The organism is Paenibacillus sp. Lou8.1 (assembly GCF_024213565.1).
Taxonomy (GTDB): Bacteria; Bacillota; Bacilli; order Paenibacillales; family Paenibacillaceae; genus Paenibacillus; species Paenibacillus polymyxa_B.
This window is the reverse complement of sequence record NZ_JANAVN010000015.1, coordinates 150,431-168,742: the sequence shown is the minus strand read 5'-3', so window position 1 is coordinate 168,742 and position 18,312 is coordinate 150,431. Positions and strand designations below refer to the sequence as shown.

At 48.1% G+C, this 18,312-nt stretch carries 16 protein-coding genes and 1 riboswitch; of the genes, 13 read left to right on the top strand and 3 right to left on the bottom strand.

The window, feature by feature from the left end; translation table 11 throughout:
- Positions 1–55 precede the first annotated feature (55 nt).
- On the top strand, positions 56–967 hold the full coding sequence (locus NLX78_RS20910) for a DMT family transporter (RefSeq protein WP_013309297.1): 912 nt from the start codon (positions 56–58) through the stop codon (positions 965–967).
- Positions 968–1,107: 140 nt separating this feature from the next.
- Here NLX78_RS20910 and NLX78_RS20905 read toward each other — a convergent pair whose 3' ends face one another.
- Both NLX78_RS20905 and lplA read right to left on the bottom strand, forming a co-directional pair.
- On the bottom strand, positions 1,108–1,908 hold the full coding sequence (locus tag NLX78_RS20905; RefSeq protein WP_061829546.1) for a Cof-type HAD-IIB family hydrolase: 801 nt from the start codon (positions 1,906–1,908) through the stop codon (positions 1,108–1,110).
- A 162-nt stretch (positions 1,909–2,070) separates the two neighbouring features.
- Positions 2,071–3,072, bottom strand: a complete 1,002-nt coding sequence (gene lplA / locus NLX78_RS20900) for a lipoate--protein ligase (protein ID WP_069292091.1) — start codon at positions 3,070–3,072, stop codon at positions 2,071–2,073.
- Between the two features lie 159 nt (positions 3,073–3,231).
- On the opposite strand from lplA, the gene cobD reads away from it, so the two are divergent.
- From cobD to NLX78_RS20850, 10 genes are all read left to right on the top strand, one after another.
- Positions 3,232–4,335, top strand: coding sequence for a threonine-phosphate decarboxylase CobD (cobD, locus tag NLX78_RS20895; RefSeq protein ID WP_254351427.1), 1,104 nt, complete (start codon positions 3,232–3,234; stop codon positions 4,333–4,335).
- Positions 4,325–5,296: an adenosylcobinamide-phosphate synthase CbiB gene (gene cbiB / locus NLX78_RS20890; protein ID WP_254326488.1), complete on the top strand. Its 972-nt coding sequence runs from the start codon at positions 4,325–4,327 to the stop codon at positions 5,294–5,296. Before cobD ends, cbiB begins: the two co-directional genes overlap by 11 nt.
- A 44-nt stretch (positions 5,297–5,340) precedes the next feature.
- The gene (locus NLX78_RS20885) at positions 5,341–6,099 is read left to right on the top strand and encodes a histidine phosphatase family protein (RefSeq protein ID WP_155765253.1); all 759 of its coding nucleotides are present in this window, start codon (positions 5,341–5,343) and stop codon (positions 6,097–6,099) included.
- Between the two features lie 122 nt (positions 6,100–6,221).
- A riboswitch (cobalamin riboswitch) is annotated at positions 6,222–6,415 on the top strand.
- Positions 6,416–6,623: 208 nt separating this feature from the next.
- Entirely contained in the window at positions 6,624–7,631 is a 1,008-nt protein-coding gene (locus NLX78_RS20880) for an ABC transporter substrate-binding protein (RefSeq protein WP_069291417.1), read from the top strand.
- Positions 7,628–8,674 (top strand): FecCD family ABC transporter permease, encoded by a 1,047-nt coding sequence (locus NLX78_RS20875; RefSeq protein ID WP_069291418.1) that lies wholly within the window; start codon positions 7,628–7,630, stop codon positions 8,672–8,674. Before NLX78_RS20880 ends, NLX78_RS20875 begins: the two co-directional genes overlap by 4 nt.
- Entirely contained in the window at positions 8,671–9,504 is an 834-nt protein-coding gene (locus tag NLX78_RS20870; RefSeq protein WP_254351426.1) for an ABC transporter ATP-binding protein, read from the top strand. The genes NLX78_RS20875 and NLX78_RS20870 overlap by 4 nt, the downstream gene beginning before the upstream one ends.
- Before the next feature lie 43 nt (positions 9,505–9,547).
- Positions 9,548–10,618, top strand: a complete 1,071-nt coding sequence (gene cobT / locus NLX78_RS20865; protein ID WP_069291420.1) for a nicotinate-nucleotide--dimethylbenzimidazole phosphoribosyltransferase — start codon at positions 9,548–9,550, stop codon at positions 10,616–10,618.
- Complete coding sequence (gene cobU, locus NLX78_RS20860; protein ID WP_069291421.1) at positions 10,615–11,175, top strand: bifunctional adenosylcobinamide kinase/adenosylcobinamide-phosphate guanylyltransferase; 561 nt, start codon at positions 10,615–10,617, stop codon at positions 11,173–11,175. The genes cobT and cobU overlap by 4 nt, the downstream gene beginning before the upstream one ends.
- On the top strand, positions 11,172–12,041 hold the full coding sequence (cobS, locus tag NLX78_RS20855; RefSeq protein WP_069291422.1) for an adenosylcobinamide-GDP ribazoletransferase: 870 nt from the start codon (positions 11,172–11,174) through the stop codon (positions 12,039–12,041). Before cobU ends, cobS begins: the two co-directional genes overlap by 4 nt.
- 38 nt (positions 12,042–12,079) lie before the next feature.
- Complete coding sequence (locus NLX78_RS20850) at positions 12,080–13,699, top strand: cobyric acid synthase (RefSeq protein WP_254351425.1); 1,620 nt, start codon at positions 12,080–12,082, stop codon at positions 13,697–13,699.
- Positions 13,700–13,796: 97 nt separating this feature from the next.
- Here the strand turns inward: NLX78_RS20850 and NLX78_RS20845 are convergent, their stop codons facing one another.
- Positions 13,797–15,497, bottom strand: coding sequence for a methyl-accepting chemotaxis protein (locus tag NLX78_RS20845; RefSeq protein WP_069291424.1), 1,701 nt, complete (start codon positions 15,495–15,497; stop codon positions 13,797–13,799).
- A 497-nt stretch (positions 15,498–15,994) separates the two neighbouring features.
- On the opposite strand from NLX78_RS20845, the gene NLX78_RS20840 reads away from it, so the two are divergent.
- Both NLX78_RS20840 and licT read left to right on the top strand, forming a co-directional pair.
- A complete protein-coding gene (locus NLX78_RS20840; protein WP_254351424.1) occupies positions 15,995–17,230 on the top strand; it encodes a PTS transporter subunit EIIC in 1,236 nt (411 codons plus the stop codon).
- A 210-nt stretch (positions 17,231–17,440) separates the two neighbouring features.
- Positions 17,441–18,274, top strand: coding sequence for a BglG family transcription antiterminator LicT (gene licT, locus NLX78_RS20835; RefSeq protein WP_023987656.1), 834 nt, complete (start codon positions 17,441–17,443; stop codon positions 18,272–18,274).
- Positions 18,275–18,312 lie beyond the last annotated feature (38 nt).

Here is an 18,312-nt window from a genome sequence, read left to right as displayed (position 1 = left end):
TGTTCTGTTCGTCTCCCTGTATGCTTAAAAGCAACTGAAGGGAGAGGGACGTATCATGATAGGTATCGCGTTTACAGTAATGTGTCTTATTTTTGGCACAACGTTTTTGGCCATAAAAGTGGGAGTGGAAGCCGGACTTCCGCCATTCCTATCGGCAGGTGTACGTTTTTTCGCGGCAGGGGCGATATTGTTCATTGCTATGAAGCTGACCGGAAAAGTACGATGGTCGTTATTATGGCGGAAGGAAATGTTGCTGATTGGAGCAGGAACGACCTTCGGTACATTTTCAGCCTTGTATTGGGCAGAGCAATATGTCAGCTCCGGGATCGGAGCTATTTTGTCAGCTACCGGGCCGATGATGATCGTCATTTTGCAATCTGTACTGCTACGGCAAAAAACGTCACGGATTACGGTCGTTGGCTGCATGATCAGCTTTCTTGGTGTGGTGCTGGTTGTGCTGCCCGGATTGGCGGTTCAGATCAGTGGTCTGTGGCTGGCGGGATGCCTTGTCATTTTGCTGGGGGAGCTGTGTTATTCCGGGGGAGCTCTGTATTCCAAGCGAGTGATGGATGTATTTCGTGAAACGAACCCGATTGCCCTGAATGCGGCGCAAATGATCCATGGGGGATGGATGCTGCTGTTACTGTCTGCGATCACGGAACCGTGGAGTTCTGAGGGGTGGCAGTACCTTCCTGCCATGGGGTCTTTACTTTATCTGATCCTGTTTGGTTCGATGATTGCACATACACTGTTCTACTGGCTCATGGAGCGTACAAATCCCCTGTTTCCGACGACGTGGCTGTATATATCACCGCCGATTGCGGTGGGCTTGGGAGCGTTGTTGTATGGAGAGCATGTAAGCTGGTGGATGCTGGCTGGGGTGCTGCTCATTGTGACCGGATTAATCCTTATGAACAATGGAATTATCCGTCTGGTGAACAGGCGTAAGGTACGTTCTGCTGCCTGATATTTTAAAGGGAGGCAGGTTATTATATGATCTGACAGAAAAGGCCTCCAAACTGTCGTATGTTACTGAACATGCGACGTTTGGAGGCTTTGTTGTTGTACTACTTCATTTAAGTATTATGGGAACAGTCACTTTTTACTTTATTCAACGTTGAGTACGAATTTGTCGATGGCGTGCTTAACACCGTCTTCGTTATTGCTGCGAGTGATGTAATCAGCCAGCTTTTTCAAATCGGGAATGGCATTCTCCATCGCTATGCCGAGACCAGCGCATTCAAGCATCTCGTGGTCGTTCCAAGAGTCACCGATAGCAATTGTTTCCGACAGTTCACAGCCAAAATGATTTGCAAGGAAGGTAAGCGCATGGCCCTTAGTGCCTTCATGATGCATAATTTCCAGAAAATGAGGCTTGGATTTTGTAATGTGAACTTCATTGCCAAGCAGTTCGCGAAGTTCAGGAATTAATTCATCCAACACTTCAGGCTCGTCGATAATCAGCAATTTAGGAGCCGGCTGCTCTATAACTTTACTGAATACAGGCTCTACAAAATATTCCGTGTTGTTCAGCTCAGTGTAATCTTTGATTTTCTGATTATCTTCACGTGTGTACAATTTGTCATCAATATACGTTTGCAGATGCAGATTGCGTTCCACGCAGAATTCAAACAGACGACGTGCAGCCACGAGTGGAACATAACGCTCATACAGCACGTTTTCGTCCAGCAGGTTTTTAACCAAAGCTCCTTGGTACGTAATGATCGGCACGTTCAAACCCGTCTGGCGAGCAATTTTGTGTGCAGAGGCATAAGCTCGTCCAGTAGCGAGGGTAACCACCACACCTTTTGCTACAGCAGCTTCTAATGCCTGTTGTGTCGCTGGTGTGACTTCTTTCTGGTCGTTAATGAGTGTATCATCAATATCAATGGCAATTAATTTATACATATCGGTATTCTCTCCTTTATCTCTATCATGGGGCAATGCTAAAATTGTATCTTATAATATTCAAAATGACAATATCGCAATGAAAAGGGGACAGCTCCCATAAGAGCCTGTCCCCATATAACCACTGAAGTATTGGCTTGAAACGATGGGAAAAAGTAACGGTTAGTCTTCCAAAAATACAAGTCCAACAAAATCGTCCAGCTCAATATTACCAAAATAGTGCTTCAAATCGAGAGAGGATAAGGCTTGACGTACCTCACCTTCATCATAACGCTTGCCGCGCAGGATATTTTCAATATCAGCAACGTCACCCACACCAAAGAAATCCCCATAGATTTTAATATCACGGATGTAGCCTTCCTTAAGATCCATGCGGATATCAATAATACCGACCGGAAATTTACGTGTGTGCTTGATATTGCTCTCGGGGGATAGACCGTAGTTCCAATCCCACGATTGGTAGCGTTCTTTGGATATTTCATGGATTTTGGCCCAGTCGGCATCGGTGAGCTTATATTGAGGCACCTGATCCAATTCTGCTCCGAATATGGAACGTAGCAGTTCCTCGCGAAATTGCTCTATGGTCATCTCACGGTCCATCAGTTCGCTGATGTTAGCCACGCGACTGCGGACGGATTTTGTGCTTTTGGATTTAAACTTTTCGGGATTGGCATGCAACGATGCAGCCACATTATCCAGATTCAGGTTGAACATCAATGTACCGTGGCTGAACATACGTCCGCGTGTGGCAAATTGGGCGTTTCCTGAAATTTTACGTTCTCCGACCTGTAGATCGTTGCGGCCTGTCATTTCAGCTTCTACTCCCATTTGGCGCAGGGCGTCAATCACAGGTTGCGTAAATTTGAGGAAATTATGAAAGGACTCCCCGTTATCCTTAGTAATGAAGCTGAAATTTAAATTACCGAGATCATGATATACAGCCCCACCGCCGGACAGGCGACGAACGACTTGAATATTGTTGTCCCTAACAAACTCGGCGTTGATTTCTTCAATAGTGTTTTGATGCTTGCCTATAATAATAGAAGGCTGATTAATGTAAAACAGCAAATAGCTGTCGTCCAGCGGTAAATGCTTGAGCGCGTATTCCTCAATAGCAAGATTAATGGCTGGATCGTGTATCCCCTGGTTGTCGATGAACAGCATGTCCATTCCTCCGTATATAAACTGTGTAATTTATGTGTGCCTCCTTCTATTGTAACCCAAGTGAGCCATGTACAAAAGCTCATTTGCATTGACGGGACGCAAAAAGCAGCCTCATAATGGAGCTAAATGATTGGAAACGGGCGGAAAGGATGAGAGGCAATGATAGAGGTTTACGGTCATGGCGGAGACAGGGAGACAGCTGCCGCGACTTTTGGCGGAGCTGCTGCGGATTTTGTAGATTTTAGTGCAAATATTAATCCGCTTGGTCCACCGCCAGAGGTGCTTGAGGCGCTGCAACACTCATTTGACACTGTGATTCGCTATCCAGACCCTGGGCATCGGAATTTTAAAAATATGCTCGCACGGCGACTGCATGTTCCACCGGAGTCGCTAAGTATCGGAAACGGAGCGGCTGAAAGCATGGCGCTCCTACTATTGGGACTAGCTCCTAAGCGTGTGGGTACAGTGGAGCCGTGTTTTTCGGAATATGCCGAGCTGGCTGGCAAATTCGGAGCCGAGGTCAACCGGGTGTATGGGAAGGCCTCGCTTCAATGGAAGGCGGACGTGGAGGACATCCTTCATCTCATGGAGCAGGTAGATGTTTTGTTCCTCGGACAGCCGAATAATCCAAATGGCGTACAATATAGTGAGCAGGAGCTGTGCGAGCTGGCAGAGGCGGCTGGCACAACGGGTACCGTGCTGGTGGTGGATGAAGCATTCATTGATTTTATTCCGCTGGAACGGCGAATCTCACTGCTGCCTGTGCTGGATCGCTATCCTCATGTGATTTTGATCCGGTCAATGACCAAATTTTATGCCATTCCTGGCTTGCGATTGGGCTATGCGATTGCTCATCCGGACTATATCCGGCGAATGACGGCCAAACAGGTGACCTGGAGTGTGAATGGATTGGCGTTGCTGGCTGGGGAGGCGTGTTTGAGAAGTGGGCAAGCATATGAGCGCCAAACACAGGAGCTGATTGCTGCGGAGCGCAACCGCCTGTTGACCGCCTTGGCGGAATGGGGCTGCGGTGTCGTTCCCGGTGAAGCCAATTACGTGCTGGCAAGGGCGCCGGGTACGTGGAGCGCATCGGCTATTCAGCAGGCGCTTGGACAACGCGGAATTCTTATACGTAGCTGTGCTATGTATCCGGGACTGACGACGAGCCATTTTCGCATTGCGGTCAAGGATGCAGAAGCCAACGACAGGCTGCTGTCTGTATTGGGTGAAGTGCTGGAGGAGGAGCAGCGGCGTGACAGTTAGCTTGATTATCCTGGCAGCCTACCTTTTGGACAGGCTGATCGGTGATCCGAGGTGGTTGCCGCATCCAGTCATCGGGATGGGACATGCCATTTCAGCATTGGAAAAAGCGATTCGTCGCCAGGTCCGCAGTGATCGGGGGCTGAAACGTGCGGGTATACTGCTTCCGCTCATTGTGGCGGGAGGCTCCTTTGCGCTCGCCTGGGCGCTGTTGCACTTGCTTGCCTGGATTCATCCGTGGTTGTCTGTCGGCGCAGAAATGGTGCTGATTGCGACCACGATTGCTTCCAAAGGACTAAAGGATGCAGGAATGGCCGTATACCGAGCGTTGCAGGCGGATGATCTGGCAGCGGCACGGCGGGAGCTGGGCATGATTGTCGGGCGGGATACGCAACAGCTTGATGAGCCTGAGATTGTACGTGGTACGGTTGAAACGGTCGCTGAAAATATCGTGGACGCGATTATTTCCCCGCTTTTTTATGCCCTGATCGGAGGAGCACCCTTGGCGCTGGCTTATCGTGCTGTGAATACGCTCGATTCCATGGTTGGCTATAAAAATGAAAAGTATCTGCATTTAGGCTGGGCTTCAGCACGTCTAGATGATGTGGCTAACTACATTCCGGCACGCCTGACAGCGGCAATGCTTGTCGTAGCGGCGTGGATGTACAAGCGAGATGCTGCTAGAAGCTGGCGCACAGTCAAGCGAGACGCTCGTCTGCACCCAAGCCCGAACAGTGGCTTCCCGGAATCAGCTGTTGCTGGAGCACTGGGGATTCGTCTTGGAGGCTATAATGTGTATCATGGCGTACGCTCTTTTCGTGCATACATGGGCGATTGGATACGACCGCTAGAGTCGAAAGATATACGGCATACAATCCAGCTGATGTTCGCCGTGTCCAGTATGTTCGTAGGATTGTGTTTGTTAGGAGCCGCAGGTTGTTTTGCCTTGGGATGGGTGCGGTGAGGGTGAGGCGTGACACACTGAATAATGATCGAGCAGGAAGTGACATGATCTTGAAGCAAGATATAGCAGCAAAAAGGACGGTAGAATACGTACAAAGTCCGAACTCACAGGAGGATAAGGTGCCATATGATGCTAAAGAAGATCTGCATTGGGACATGGAACTCGTGTTAGTTCGTCACGGCACAACCTTATGGAATAAGGAACGTCGATATATGGGACACTCCGACTTAGGTTTGCTACCAGGAGCAGAACAGGAATTAAAGCCTTTGCAAGAAGAATTGCAGGGGCAGTCCTTTGCTCGAATCTATTGCAGCGATTTAATGCGATGTCGCCAGACCTTGCAGATCATTGTGCCGGAGTCAGAATTGACGTCTGGAGGTTCCCTATCTACTATGTCTCCTATGATGGAACCACGTCTGCGAGAGCTTCATTTTGGCGAGTGGGATGGAAAAACGTATGACATGCTCAAGGATGTGTCGTTGTATCGCGCTTGGATTGATGAGCCGCAACGGATAACCCCTCCTGGAGGAGAGTCTTGGACAGATTTTGTGAATCGTTTGCGGAAATTTCTTGACTCTCTGTATGAATGGCGTGTTGCTATGGAAGTTCAACCCATGGATTTGACTGCTGCGCCGCCCTCTGTTTTGGTCGTTACGCATGGTGGCGTAATTCGTCAGTTAGCTTGCATGCTGATACCGGGCCATGATTTTTGGAGTCTGAATCCGAAGCCGGGAGAAGCATTTAGGATTCAATTGAGGCTGGCAGGACCGCACAATTACATAGCGGAAATGCTCCCTCATTAGGTTAGACACCAGCGGGTAAAGAGGCTGTTTGGGTTGTAAGCCGCCTCATTTTAACCTATAATCATCAAGTAAAAGAACGGCTTGACTACCACTACATCAAATATCCAGCAGACGAGGTCGGCGCAGTGTGATGAAACTATGGTTTCCCTTGCCTGCGCTGTTAAAAGGGAAGTCGGTGTAAGTCCGGCGCGGTCCCGCCACTGTAAATGGAAACATGCCGGTTAGTCCTGCTTTATGTGCTACTAAGCATATGAAGGAATTTCAGGACATGCATCTTACCATAAGTCAGGATACCTGCCCGTCCGCCTGTCACCATAATCCTTCGAGGAAAGGATGACGTGTTCGCAGTGACTGTCCGTGCGGAAAGAAGCTGCCGCCTGCGCACAATCTGCGCTAACGTGACCCCTGTGTCCTAATATGAGGATGCGGGGTTTTTTTGATAGGAAAAGAAGGCTGGATTTAGAAGATATCTGATGATGCTCAAGTAACGCTCTTAACGATTTTTTTATGAAGGGGTGCAAATCATGGCAGGAAAAAAAATAAAGGTTTGGACAACAGGTCTATTGGTTCTGATTTTGGCAGTTGTGCTGAGTGCATGTGGCTCTAATGGAAAAAATGCTGAAAATAAAGAGAATCAGACTTCTGCACAGCAGCCAGGAAAGACCGTAACCGCACAAGAGCCTCCGGGCAAAACAGTTTACCCACTCACAGTTAAGGATGCAACAGGACAGGAATTTACATTCAAAAAAGCGCCGGATAAAATCGTTTCCGTCTCCCCGGCAGAAACCGAGGCGCTGTTCGCCATCGGGCTGGATAAGGAAATAGTTGGCGTCTCCGACTACTCTGATTACCCGGCAGCAGCTACGAAAAAGCCTAAAGTGGGCGGTATTATGAAACCGAACGAAGAGGCGATCATTGCTGCTAACCCGGAAGTCGTTTTTGCAGGGATATCACTTAGTGAACAGGCTACGACCAAGCTGCGCGACATGGGAATTATGATTTTTAAAACGGAACCGAAGACAGTTGAAGATGTCATAGCTAACATCGAATTGTATGGAAAAATCACCGATCATCAGAAAGATGCGAGAGCGGTGACTGACAAGATGAGGGCAGATGTAGCGGAAGTGAAAGAAGGAGTTAAAAATATCGGTAAAGGGCAGAAGCTGCGGGTATACGTCGAGTTTTCACCAGGCTGGACAGTTGGTAAAGGCGAGTTTATGGACGAGCTGATTACGTTGGCGGGCGGCGAAAATGTAGGTGCCACGCAGAAGGGGTGGTACCAAATTAGTGAAGAAAATATTATTGCTGCGAACCCTGACGTGATTTTGTACAGCAAAAGTGTCAAGGACGACAAAACTGGCCAGACGCTCGGCGAAATCATTAAAGCTCGCAGTGGATGGGATCAAATATCGGCTGTTCGCCATAACCGGGTGTTTGCCGTGGATGATAATTTGATCAGTCGTCCGGGTCCACGCGTAACGGAAGGTCTCAAGGAAGTGGCCAAGGGCGTGTATCCTGAAATTTTCAAATGAACCGTAAACTGATCGGCTTTGGAGGGACAGGTCTTGTCCTGCTGTTGCTGACGCTGCTGCTCTGTCTTGGCATCGGCTCGGCCAAGCTTCCGGTCAGCCAGATCACGGGCATTCTGGTTAACCACCTTCCGTGGTTAGGCGATACGTTTACACCGGATTGGAATACATCCTCAGAGCAGATTATTTTGAAGGTCAGATTGCCACGAGTGTTACTGGGAATGTTGGTAGGAGCAGCGCTGGCGCTGGCGGGAGCCGGATTTCAGGGTGTGCTGCGTAATCCTTTGGCTGATCCGTATACACTGGGGGTATCCTCGGGGGCTTCGGTAGGAGCGGCAGTACTGATCTATTGGGGCCTTCAATTTTCATTTGTTGGCATATGGACGCTGCCGCTAGTGGCATTTACGACCGGAATGCTGACGCTGTGGATGGTGCTAACGTTGGCACGGGAAGGTGGAAAAATTCCGACACAAAGTCTCATTTTGTCGGGTGTGGTGATGCAATCCTTTCTAGGAGCAGTTGTTTCCTTTCTGACAGCCATGTCGAAGGAGACGGTCAATGAAATATTGTACTGGACGATGGGAAGTCTTAGTCTGCGCGGTTGGTCATATACAGGAATCCTTTTACCTTATGTGGTCATAGGACTGGTATTTCTATGGAACCGGGCACGTGTGCTGAATATTTTGGCTTTGGGTGAACGTCAGGCGGCTCACATGGGAGTTCATGTAGATGCGACGAAGCTATCTGTCCTGATCATTTCCACGCTGCTGACAGCTGCCGCTGTCTCGGTATGTGGAGTGATTGGCTTTGTGGGACTTGTTGTACCGCATATCATTCGTCTGGTGACAGGTCCTGATTACCGGATGATTGTTCCATTATCTGCGCTCGGTGGAGCCATTTTTATGGCTTGGGCGGATACGGCGGCTCGCACGTTGTTATCCCCCACGGAAATTCCTCTGGGCGTGATGACGGCCTTTGTTGGGGCACCGTTCTTCGCATATCTCCTGTATCGGAACAAGAAGCTGCGCAGGGGGGAACTGCTGTGACAGAACAAAGTGAATCACAGAAAGTGCGTGATCGGGCATTAGAGGTAGCGGGTCTGACACGTGCCTATGGAGAATTCCATGCGTTAAAGAATATAAGCTGGAGCGTCGACGAAGGAACTTGGTGGGGGATTATTGGTCCGAACGGCAGTGGAAAATCGACCTTGCTGCATCTGCTTTCGGGTGTAGATCAGCCAACTTCGGGAAACGTTCATATCTATGGCAAAAAGGTCGGTAGCTACAGCAGAAAAGAGCTTTCCCGACTCATAGCCGTACTCCAACAGGAAGGGCTTCCTCCAGTGGGATACACTGTCAGGGAAGTCGTAGAAATGGGACGTTTTCCTCATCAGGACTGGTTAGGCAGGGAAAAGGGTGTTGATGTGGAGGCGATCACGGATCGCGTGCTGGAGCGATTGGGTCTTACCACGTTGGCGGACAGAGCATTGGACCGCTTGAGTGGGGGACAGCGACAGCGTGTAGCTTTGGCAAAAGTAATGGTGCAGGAGCCACGAATATTGCTGCTGGACGAGCCTACGACCTATCTGGACTTGCGCTATCAGCTTGAATTTATGGAACTGCTGGCAGATTGGCGCCAAGAAACGGGTATGACGATCATTGCGGTCTTGCATGATCTTAACTTGACAGCCCAATTTTGCGAAGATTTGCTTGTACTCAAGGATGGAATGGTTGAAGGATTGGGAGCTTCATCGAAGTTATTAACCGAGGATCGGATTCGACGAGTATACGGTGTTGAGCCTGTGATGCTTCCGCATCCTGATAGCGGTGTGCCGCAGCTCTTGCTGCGCAGAAGTGCTTCGGATACAGCAGATTAAATAAATGATGAAACACACTTAAAAAGAGCAGGGAGTGGAAGGTATGAACAACAAGCTGCGTCAGCTGATCGATAGCATTGCCCAGCCGGATGGGGTGGCGGCCTCGGCAGCTTCAGCCCATTTGGACCAATTAACAAAGCCACCGGGAAGTCTTGGAAAGTTGGAAAGTGTGGCCATCAAGCTAGCAGGAATTACAGGAGTGGACAAGCCTGAATTTGATCGTAAAACGGTTATGGTCATGGCTGCGGATCACGGGGTGTGTGAAGAGGGAGTCAGTGCCTTTCCGGCTGAGGTTACACAGCAAATGCTGTATAACATGCTGTCAGGTGGCGCGGCAATTAATGTGCTGGCACGCCATGCGGGCGCAGATGTCAAGGTGGTGGATGTTGGCGTGAATGCGGATGTCACTCACGAGAATCTGTTGGATCGTAAGGTACGCCTGGGTACTTCGAATATAGCTAAAGGGCCAGCAATGCTGCGTACGGAAGCGGAACAGGCGGTTTTGGCCGGAGCTGAAGCCGTAGCAGAAGCGGTCAAAGGTGGCACACGGCTATTCGTTACCGGAGAGCTGGGCATCGGGAATACGACAGCCAGCGCTGCGGTCGTATGTGCTCTTACCGGGCTAGAGCCGGAAGTTATCGTAGGCCGGGGGACGGGTGTAGATATGGCTGGGCTTACCCGTAAAATATCGGTTGTCTGCCGCGCATTGGAGGTGAACCAGCCAGATGCAAATGATGCGCTCGACGTGCTCACTAAGGTCGGCGGTCTGGAGATTGCCGCCTTGGCAGGAGTCATCCTCGGCGCAGCCGCACATCGCTGTCCAGTCGTGTTGGACGGCTTTATTTCAGGCGCAGCCGCCCTTGCAGCGCGTGCGCTTGCGCCTGCTAGCGCTGCGTACATGCTCGCATCGCACGCCTCGGACGAGCGCGGGCACGCGGCGGTGCTCCGCGAGCTCAAGCTGGAGCCCATGCTTTATTTGGACATGCGGCTCGGGGAGGGCACAGGCGGTGCGCTTAGCTTGCACCTGATTGATGCGGCGTGCCGCATCATGCGCGGAATGGCGACCTTTGCCGATGCAGGCGTATCGGACGGTCAGGGAGCCGCGCAGCGATGAAAGCGCTCGTGACCGGCGGGGCACGCAGCGGGAAAAGCGGCTTTGCCGAGCGATTATGCATGTCGCGCGCTTCGCGCGCCTGCTACATTGCAACGGCGCAAGCCTATGACATGGAGATGAAGGAGCGCATCGCCCTTCATCGGGTCCAGCGCGAGTCTGCCGGATACGACTGGCAGACGCTGGAGGAAGCGCAGGCGTTACCGGAGCTGCTACAGTGGCTTGGTGGCGATCAAGCGTCGCAGCCCGCGCCTATGGTGCTAGTCGACTGCCTGACCCTGTGGCTGTCGAATGTGCTGCTGGCTGCAGGCGAGGACGGCGAAGCTGCGTCCAGAGCTGCCATTAATGAACTGGCGGCAGCTGTGGAGCAGTATCCAGGGCAGCTCGTCATCGTAACCAACGAGGTTGGTGACGGTATTGTGCCCGAATATCCGCTGGGTCGGCTGTATCGGGATTTGAGTGGGGTTATGAATCAGCGGATTGCCCGTCTTTGTGGTGAAGTATTTTTGGTGACGGCGGGCATTCCCGTAGAACTCAAACAGTTGGAATATAAGCTATGAGCCGCGAACGTCAGGCTGTTGCGGCGGCTTTTCAATTTTTAACGCGTCTTCCGGTGAAGGCGGAAATAGATTTTTCCCCGGATTTGCTTAAACGCAGTGCAAGTTATTATCCGCTGGTGGGAGTGGTTATTGGCATCATTGTCTGGGGCTTTGCGGCGCTTACTTCTATGGTATTGCCGCCGTTGCCGTGTGCGATTCTTACGCTTGTTGTCTGGGTTTGGTTGACGGGCGGATTGCATTTGGACGGGTGGATGGATGCGGCCGATGCCTTGTTCAGCTACCGATCTCGTGAGCGGATGCTGGAGATTATGAAAGATAGCCGTGTAGGGGCTATGGGCGTTATTGCTTGTGTGCTGCTACTCATGCTCAAGGCTTCTTTGCTGTATACGGTGCTGGTTGAACGGAATGTGTCTGGCTTGCTGCTGCTTCCGATGGTTTGGAGCCGCTGGTTTATGGTACATGCAATGAAACGCTGGCCTAAAGCCCGTAATGATGATGGGCTGGCTGCGCGTTTTGCTGATATGAGTGGTGGCCGCGTAGGGTTGGCCGTATTCTGGGCAGTATTAGTGACCCTAAGTGCTGCCGTAGGACAATATCTTCTGGCAGATTTGGCTACAGCAACAAGGGGGACTGGGAATCTGTCGTTGGCAGGATCCTACTTACAGACGTTCCTTTCGTATTCTGAGAGCCTTCCAATCTCGCTAGGTTTTGTGTTGCTTCCGGTCTTGGCTTACGGTGTTGGAACCTTCACGGCAAACCGTATTAACCGCCGACTGGGTGGACTTACGGGAGATATATACGGAACTTTAAACGAATTGCTGGAGACTGTTTTATTGTTGTTTATTGTCATTTTGTACGGGTTGTGACCAGATTTGAAATGAATTCGTTAAAGGGGAAGAGGCAATTGTCAACTTTCGAACCGTCCTACACAAACCCGGCAGCCGTATTGATGCTTCAAGGAACAGCGTCGGATGTGGGCAAAAGCGTGGTGACGACTGCGCTTTGCCGTATTTTTACGCAGGACGGATATCGTCCCGCACCGTTTAAGTCGCAAAATATGGCGTTAAACTCTTATGTTACCGAGGACGGCAAGGAAATTGGACGCGCTCAGGGGGTGCAGGCTGAGGCCTGCGGTATTGAGGCCACGACTGACATGAATCCGATTCTGATTAAGCCGGTCAAAGATATGCACTCACAAATTGTTGTACACGGTGTACCTTATGCCTATATGAGCGCCTCCGATTACCGGAAGGATTTTTTGCCAAAAGCCAAACAGACCGTTATGGATGCTCTGAGTCGGTTGCGTGATACCTATGATATTGTCCTTATGGAAGGGGCAGGCAGCCCGGCAGAGATTAATTTGAAGGACCGCGATATCGTAAATATGAATCTGGCAGGATGGGCGGATGCTCCAGTGTTGCTTATTTCAGATATCGACCGGGGCGGTGTTTTTGCCTCTCTCGTAGGAACTATCGAATTACTGGAACCCCATGAAGTACAGCGTATCCGCGGATTTATCATTAACAAATTCAGAGGTGATCTGTCTCTGCTTCAGCCGGGACTAGACTGGCTGGAAGAACGGACAGGCATTCCTGTACTCGGTGTATTGCCCTATCTGCCAGACATTCGCATTGAAGCAGAGGATTCGGTAGTACTGGATAAGAAGCCCAAGCAATCTGCAAAGGATAAAGAACTGGATATTGCGGTGATACGATATCCGCGGATTTCCAATTTTACAGATACGGATGCTCTGGCCGCAGAGCCGGATGTGAGTGTTCGTTATGTCACAGAAGCCGGACAGTTGGGCATACCGGACGCCATTATCTTACCGGGAACCAAAGACACCATTGGAGACCTGCTGGAATTGCGTGAAAGAGGTCTGGAGGAGGACATTCAGCAGGCTATAAATACCGGACGTACACAGCTCGTTGGCATTTGTGGAGGTTATCAGATGCTGGGTACCGCACTTTTTGATCCCGAAGCCGTCGAATCTGGGTTGCCGCAGCAGGCAGAAGGGTTAGGTTGGCTTGCTCTATCCACGACCTTTTTAAAGGAAAAGCAAACCGTACGCGTACAGGGAACCCTGTCTAATCATTGCCCGCTTTTGCTTAGCACTGCGACTGATTCAGGTTCTGCCTGCAAGCCAAGCATTGAAGGTTATGAAATACATATGGGCGTTACGGAGTATGTTACGGAACCATGCGCACCTACAGATAGAACTTTAAACCTAAGCGAAATGAAAAGGTTATTCTATATCCGGCGTGGCGAAGGAACAGCTTTTGAGGAAGGCTGGGGTACGACAGACGGTAAAGTATGGGGAACCTATTTGCACGGTGTGTTTGATAATGACCGTTTTCGCCGGTGCTGGCTGGATGGATTGCGACAAGCCAAGGGCTTGACACCTTTAGAAAGCACTTTTACTGTACGTGAAGCCAAGGAACGAGAGTTTAACCGTGTCGCAGAGGTGGTCCGAGCTCATTTAGATATGGAGCAAATTTATCGTATTATGGGAATGGATTCATAAACTTCATGGATGATTATTAAAATCGATTTTAAAAAATAAAGAGGTATCTCTACAGCCATTTTCAAGACTGTGAGATACCTCTTTGTATTGTATCAGCTTACGTAATTTTAAATTTTTGGACAGCCTTTTGCAGTTCGGTTGCTTGTTTGCTTAATTGGCGAACAACCTCGCTGTGGCTTTCCATTTCATTCAGTTGCTCATCGGCATTTAAACCGATTTCTTGAATCATATGCTGTGCATTGGCTGCGATGAGAGCTGTCTCTTCCACGGAAGCAGATACTTCCTCCGAGCTGGCGGATACCTGCTCCGTTGCTGCAGAGACCGTTTGAATCGTAGCATTGATCTTTTGCATAAGCTCACTTAGCTGGTTAAAGGCTGAACTCGCTTGTTGAACCATTTCCGTTCCCGAATGAATTTCACGGCTCACCTGGGTCACAGAGTCCACAGATTGTTGCGATACTTCTTGAATGGTAACCAAATAGTCGGAAATTTCTTGTGTGGCTTCTTTAGATTGCTCGGCAAGCTTACGTACTTCTCCGGCTACTACGGCAAAGCCCCGTCCATGTTCGCCCGCACGGGCAGCTTCAATGGAGGCATTCAGGGACAACATTTGAATTTGCTTCGTAATATCGAAGATAGCCGAAACGATACTGCCAATGGCTTCTGAGCGCTCATTCATACTATGGATGTATCGAAGCGATTCATCGGCAGCATGTCCTACCTGTGACATTTGAGCTACAGCCTTTTGAGCGAGCGTATTACCGTTAACCGTTTCTTTTGTCGCTTCACTGATTTGATCGGATACATCATTGGCAGAGGAGGCGATGTGCTGAACACCTTGAGCGATTTCCTCCATAGCCTGTGCATTTTCAGCAGCAGCTGTAGCTATGCTGGTACTGCCCTTTGCTACTTCCTCTGCGGCAACTGTAGAGTCCTGCACTTTTACACTGATAGCCTCAGTCCGACGAAGTAGCTCGTCCGATCCTTCAACAACCGCACCGGATGTAGAAAGCACATGGCCGATCATTTCTTTCAAGTTATGAGACATGGATTGGAAGCTGCGGGCAAGTTGGGCAATTTCATTAACTCCATGAACCTTCGCTTCTTGTGAAAGATCACCTTGAGCAATTTTTTCGCTATGACGAACCAATTCAGCAATGGGTTCTACAACTTTACGTATCACGAGGGTAGAAATAATTCCGCCCAGCAGGAGCGTTGCCACTGTAATACCTATGCAAATCCATAGAATTTGTTGGGATTTTTCCTGTACAAATCCGACGTCTTCGTTCACACCCAGAACTAGATTACTACCTGATATAGCAAAGAAGGCGGTTTTGTGTACTCCGTATGAATCGCTGTAAATTTCACTGATATTCATCTCGCCTTGTTTTGCTTTTTTAATATCCTCAACAGGAATGAGTGCATCCTTGACCTTGTATACTGATTTTACATTCCGAGCGACGACTTCGGCTTTATCATCCTTCACTACCGCGATATAAGCCGATTCTAATTTGAGGGTATCGACCTTGTCCTGAAGATAGGATTCCATCTGTATAGCGGAGCCGGAATCAGAACCGCTTCCTTGCCCAGCCTGAACAGCTAAGGAAATATTGAGATCCTGATACACATTTTTAGCTCCAGTTTCTAGCAATTGGTCTACCTGAGGCATGACACTGTTATTAATGATACTCATGGATATTGCATAGAAACTGATGCTGAACAAAAGGGACGCAAAGAGCTGAATCAGCAAAAACATAATTCGTAATTTCGCGCCAATGGAACGATTAAAACTCTTCATGAAAATTCTCCTCTCACATGATGGTAATAAAATCAGACGAATTCCCTGCTTGAAGTAGGCCGCTTGTCCAATAGATACTTGACACGCCATGATCTACTTGTGTTCCTTTCCTTGCTTGAAGAAAAGACTGAAAATGTTCGGATTCTATGTATATTTCAGCTGAATTCAAGGGACAAGAATGTGAAAGGGAAGTAATCCATGATTTACTAAAAAGTAGGTTAGACCTATTTTACATAATTAACAGACGGTTGAATAGTCATATTTGCCCAAAAACAAACAAAAAATATATAACTATGGTCTTAGGTGTTTAGATGTAAGTTAGATGTAAATTATCAGGTGCATAAAAACGAATAGATTACTCCTTCTTTAAAACTATTGTAAAAAAGAAGTAATATAAGTAGCATAAGGAATACGGCTTTTTTACAATATTCTTCTAAGCTTGGTTTGTAAGTTCGAAAGTGGTCTTCAATATACATATAAAAGGGGAAAAGGTTGTTATGAATCGGGATTTACTTTCCAAAGAAGTGATTTCGCAGGTCAGAGGAGAAGATACACAGGAGCTGACTTCCGGCAGTTATAGAGCTGCCACAGGGAGAAATCCGATAAGTCGACTATTAGATTATGTATCAGGCGTATTTACTCCGATCTTGCCGGCAATGATTGGTGCGGGAATGATCAAAGTAATTATATTAGTTTTAATATCCTTCGGTTTATTGTTGTTTGATCCGCAGGTATATACTATTTTAACGGCTATCAGCGATGGGATATTTTATTTTTTACCTATTTTTGTTGCGGCAAGTGCGGCAAGAAGGCTGCGCAGCAATGTGTTTGTTGCGGCAGCCATCGCAGCATCCGTATTCCATCCCCAATTAACAAGTTTACTCCAGTCTGGTGAGGAGGTCCGTTTTGCTGGTCTGCCAGTTATAGACCCACAAGCTGCTTCATCTATAGTACTCATACTTGTTGTTGTCTGGATAGCATCGTATATCGAAAAATGGTTATACAGGTATATCCCTTATTCACTTAAATTAATGGTTGTCCCGACTTTGACACTGATGATCACTATACCTTTAATGGTGTTCGCTTTCGGGCCACTGTGGAGTTATCTCGGCCAACATGTATCCGATGGACTAGGCTGGTTGTTTGACAATGCAGAAGTATTTACAGGGTTGTTGCTCGGAGGCACGATGTTTTTGCTTATTATTGCAGGTATGCAATATATAATGCTACCGATTATGATCAGCTCGCTGACAACATTGGGTTATGATCACCTTTTTCCCGTGGTCGTTGCAGCGGCTTTCGCTCAGGCTGGCGCAACATTTGGCGTATGTGTTAAATCCAAAAATGCCAAAGTCAAAACGCTGGCTGCGTCCACAGGTTTGTTGGCCATGCTGGGAATCATTGAACCGGCCATGTATGGTGTCAATATCCGTTTCAAAAAACCGTTAATAGCAGTTATGATCGGTGGAGCCGTTGGTGGGGCTTGTATGTGTCTGTTTGAAACGAAGCTTACTAGTATAGGTGTCTCTGCTGGGCTGCTCAGTTTACCTTTATTTTCTGAACCCACGCTTATTTACGGTATTGTGGGTATACTAATTTCGTTTGTTACGGCTGGCGCAATTACGTATTTTATGGGCTTTGTGGATGAAAAAGATGAGCATTCGCAAGTAGTTTCTACTTCTGACATGAATGCTTCTCCGAACTCGGTTGTGGAAAAGAGTTCTAATAGTTAAGATGCAACGCCAACGACCCAAAGCTCCATGAAAGTGTTTACAAAAAAATATTGTCAGCTCAGTGTTTATATGATACTATGGGAGCAGTTATTCAAAACTGCACAATCGTGGATTGTTACTGAGCATATCGGGCAAAACCATAAGCAGGCACTATGTGTCAGTTTTGGTTTTGCTTTTTTTTTACTACTCCAAGCGGCTTAAGGTGATGGAATGAAGATAGCAAAGGTGCTGAATAATAACGTCGTAACGGTCATTGATGAACAGCAGAAAGAATTAGTCATTATGGGTAGAGGAATTGCTTTTAAAAAAAACACAGGCGATGAGATTGAAGAAGAGAAAATCGAGAAAATTTTCAAACTTGAAAGTACCGAGGTTTCCCGCAAACTCATGACCCTGATGTCTGATATCCCTATTGAGTATGTTGAAATTTCTGATGAAATCATCCAATATGCTAAAACGATACTTGGTGTAGAGTTGCATGACAGCATCTATATTTCGCTGACGGATCATATCCATTTTGCTATAGAGCGCTATCGTTTGGGTATGGATATCAAAAATGCACTTTACTGGGAAATTAAGCGGATGTACCGCAAGGAGTTCACGATTGGGACCAAAGCATTGCACATGATTCAGGACAAGCTAGGAGTCACACTTCCGGATGATGAAGGAGCATTTATCGCCTTACATTTGGTGAATGCACAGCTTAATAGCGAAATGCGCGAAACGATAACCCTGACGAACATTGTCAAGGATATCATAAATATTGTAAGTCGCTTTTTTGTAATGGATCTGGATGAAGAGTCGCTAAGCTATTACCGCTTTATAACACATCTCAAATTTTTTGCTCAACGGGTAATGAACGGGACTCCTGTACAAAATACAGATAATTCCCTTCATGATATGGTTAAGGTTCAGTATAAGAATGCTTACGCCTGCGCGGAAAAAATAAGAGATTATACGACTAAAATTTATGGTCGAAGCTTGTCCCAGGATGAGATGTTGTATCTCACCATTCATATCGAGCGTATCATTAAAAATCAATGATTTCATGTATGATCAGGGATTTAGGATTGCTACTTCTA

Excerpts from the sequence above, each read along its gene's own strand:
- NLX78_RS20880 (WP_069291417.1), top strand. The coding sequence starts at position 6,624 with ATGGCAGGAAAAAAAATAAAGGTTTGGACAACAGGTCTATTGGTTCTG.
- NLX78_RS20905 (WP_061829546.1), bottom strand. The coding sequence starts at position 1,908 with ATGTATAAATTAATTGCCATTGATATTGATGATACACTCATTAACGAC.
- NLX78_RS20845 (WP_069291424.1), bottom strand. The coding sequence starts at position 15,497 with ATGAAGAGTTTTAATCGTTCCATTGGCGCGAAATTACGAATTATGTTT.
- NLX78_RS20875 (WP_069291418.1), top strand. The coding sequence starts at position 7,628 with ATGAACCGTAAACTGATCGGCTTTGGAGGGACAGGTCTTGTCCTGCTG.
- cobD (WP_254351427.1), top strand. The coding sequence starts at position 3,232 with ATGATAGAGGTTTACGGTCATGGCGGAGACAGGGAGACAGCTGCCGCG.
- cobS (WP_069291422.1), top strand. The coding sequence starts at position 11,172 with ATGAGCCGCGAACGTCAGGCTGTTGCGGCGGCTTTTCAATTTTTAACG.
- cobU (WP_069291421.1), top strand. The coding sequence starts at position 10,615 with ATGAAAGCGCTCGTGACCGGCGGGGCACGCAGCGGGAAAAGCGGCTTT.
- lplA (WP_069292091.1), bottom strand. The coding sequence starts at position 3,072 with ATGCTGTTCATCGACAACCAGGGGATACACGATCCAGCCATTAATCTT.
- licT (WP_023987656.1), top strand. The coding sequence starts at position 17,441 with ATGAAGATAGCAAAGGTGCTGAATAATAACGTCGTAACGGTCATTGAT.
- NLX78_RS20840 (WP_254351424.1), top strand. The coding sequence starts at position 15,995 with ATGAATCGGGATTTACTTTCCAAAGAAGTGATTTCGCAGGTCAGAGGA.
- NLX78_RS20885 (WP_155765253.1), top strand. The coding sequence starts at position 5,341 with ATGATCTTGAAGCAAGATATAGCAGCAAAAAGGACGGTAGAATACGTA.
- cobT (WP_069291420.1), top strand. The coding sequence starts at position 9,548 with ATGAACAACAAGCTGCGTCAGCTGATCGATAGCATTGCCCAGCCGGAT.
- NLX78_RS20910 (WP_013309297.1), top strand. The coding sequence starts at position 56 with ATGATAGGTATCGCGTTTACAGTAATGTGTCTTATTTTTGGCACAACG.